The organism is Mitsuaria sp. TWR114, from assembly GCF_007997345.1.
On record NZ_VOSR01000397.1, the window covers coordinates 1 to 2,517 of the forward strand.

At 70.0% G+C, this 2,517-nt stretch carries 2 protein-coding genes and 1 pseudogene; all 3 read left to right on the forward strand.

Translation table 11 applies throughout. The annotated features are described in order from the left end of the window. Nucleotides 1–1,421 (forward strand): annotated as a pseudogene (gene glyS / locus FUT87_RS14945) (glycine--tRNA ligase subunit beta); the annotation flags it as partial. A gap of 18 nt (nt 1,422–1,439) precedes the next feature. Then, a complete protein-coding gene (gmhB, locus tag FUT87_RS14950; protein WP_255511852.1) occupies nt 1,440–2,090 on the forward strand; it encodes a D-glycero-beta-D-manno-heptose 1,7-bisphosphate 7-phosphatase in 651 nt (216 codons plus the stop codon). Beyond that, nucleotides 2,090–2,517 (forward strand): 1-acyl-sn-glycerol-3-phosphate acyltransferase (locus tag FUT87_RS14955; RefSeq protein WP_147241525.1); only part of this gene is annotated, 428 nt, incomplete at its 3' end. The genes gmhB and FUT87_RS14955, both read left to right, overlap by 1 nt.

Below are 2,517 nucleotides of genomic sequence, written 5' to 3' on the forward strand. Positions count from 1 at the left end.
GCAGGCGCAGGCCGCGCCGCTGGGCCTGACGCCGATCGATGCGCCCGAGCTGCTGGACGAGGTGACCGCGCTGGTGGAGCTGCCCAACGTGCTGTCCTGCCAGTTCGAGCCCGAGTTCCTGGCCGTGCCGCAGGAGTGCCTGATCCTGACGATGAAGGCCAACCAGAAGTACTTCCCGCTGCTGGACGCGCAGGGCAAGCTGACCCACCGCTTCCTGGTGGTCAGCAACATCCATCCGGACGATGCGTCCAAGGTCATCGAGGGCAACGAGCGCGTCGTGCGCCCGCGCCTGGCCGATGCGAAGTTCTTCTTCGACCAGGACCGCAAGAAGACGCTGGCCTCGCGCGTCGAGGGCCTGGGCAAGGTGGTCTATCACGGCAAGCTCGGCAGCCAGGGCGAACGCACCGAGCGCGTGCGCGCGATCGCGCATGCGATCGTCAACCAGCTGCGCATGGCCCAGCACCCGTACACGGTCGAGGCCAAGGACGAGTTCGACGTGCTCGACAGCAAGGCCCAGGAGGCCGCGCTGCTGGCCAAGGCCGACCTGCTGACCGACATGGTGGGCGAGTTCCCCGAGCTGCAGGGCATCATGGGCGGCTACTACGCGCGCCATGAAGGTCTGCGCGACGGCGTGGCCAAGGCCATCGAGGACCACTACAAGCCGCGCTTCGCCGGCGATGCGCTGCCGCGCAACCACACCGGCACCGTCGTCGCGCTGGCCGACAAGCTGGAGACGCTGATCGGCCTGTTCGGCATCGGCCAGCTGCCCACCGGCGACAAGGACCCGTTCGCGCTGCGCCGCCATGCGCTGGGCGTGATCCGCATCCTGGTCGAGAACCACATGCACCTGTCGCTGCCGGAGCTGATCCAGGGCGCGCTGCCCGCGTTCGGCGAGCTGATCCAGGATCCGACCGAGCCGCTGCTGGGCTTCTTCGCCGACCGCCTGGCGGTAAGCCTGCGCGACCAGGGCTACAGCGCCCAGGAGGTCGACGCGGTGCTGGCGCTGAGCCCGGCCCGCCTGGGCGACGTGCCCAAGCGCCTGGGCGCCGTGCGCGCCTTCGCCGCGCTGCCCGAATCGGCCTCGCTGGCCGCGGCCAACAAGCGGGTCGGCAACATCCTCAAGAAGATCGAGGGCGAGCTGCCACCGAGGTCCAGCCCGCGCTGCTGACCGAGCGGCCGAGCGGGCCCTGGCCGACGCGCTCGCCGGCGTGAAGCCGCAGGCCGACGCGCTGTTCGAGCAGCACGACTACGCCGGCTCGCTCAAGGCGCTGGCCGCGCTGAAGGCGCCGGTCGACGCCTTCTTCGACGACGTGATGGTGAACGCCGAGGACCCCGCGCTGCGCGCCAATCGCCAGGCGCTGCTCAAGCAGCTGCACGACGCGATGAACCGCGTCGCGGACCTGTCGCGCCTGGCGGCCTGACGCAGAACGGAGCCTTCGATGCCCAACCGGTCCGACCATCCGCATGGCATGAAGCTGGTGATCCTGGGCCGCGACGGCACGATCAACCGCTACCGCGACGACCATGTGAAGTCGCCCGAGGAACTCGAGCCGCTGCCCGGCGCGCTCGAGGCCGTCGCGCGGCTGAACCACGCCGGCTGGCACACCGTCATGGCCACCAACCAGCCGGGCATCGGCCGCGGGCTGCTGGACATGGCCTCGCTCAACGCGGTGCACCTGCGGCTGAACCAGCTGCTGGCGGAGAAGGGCGGCCGGCTGGACGCCGCGTTCTTCTGCCCGCATGCGCCGGAAGAGAACTGCAACTGCCGCAAGCCGCTGCCGGGGCTGGTCGAACAGATCGGCGAGCGCTTCGGCGTGGACCTGCAGCAGGTCCACATGGTCGGCGCCAGCGTGCGCGACCTGCAGACCGCGCACAACGCCGGCTGCGTGCCGCACCTGGTGCGCGGCGACCGCCTGGCCGGCGTCGACGAGGCGCAGCTGCAGAGCCAGATCGCGCTGGTGCCCGGCTCGCGCGTGCACCAGGACCTGGCCGCCTTCGCCGAGGCCCTGATCCATGAGGAACGCCGCGCGCGCGCCGAGTCGCGCGGCGAATCCGCTGAACCCGATACCGCTCCTGGAGACCTGGGCTGATGCTCATCGCGCTGCGTTCGATCCTCTTCGTCCTCTACCTGATCGTCACCGTCGTGCCCTGGGGCACCGCGGTCGTGGTCTGCTCGCTGTTCCTCAACAGCACGCAGCTGTACTGGATGTGCGCCAACTGGCTGCGCGTGGCGATCTGGGGCGCCCGCTTGATCTGCGGCGTGCGCTGGCGCGTGCGCGGCATGGAGCACCTGCCCACGGACAAGGCCCAGTCGGTGATCCTGCTGTCCAAGCACCAGTCGACCTGGGAGACCTTCGCCTACCCGATGCTGATGCCGCGGCCGCTGGCCTACGTGTTCAAGCGGGAACTGATCTACATCCCGTTCTTCGGCTGGTCCATGGCGCGGCTGGACATGATCCACATCGACCGCAGCAAGCGCAGCGAGGCCTGGAACAAGGTGGCCGCGCAGGGCCGGCG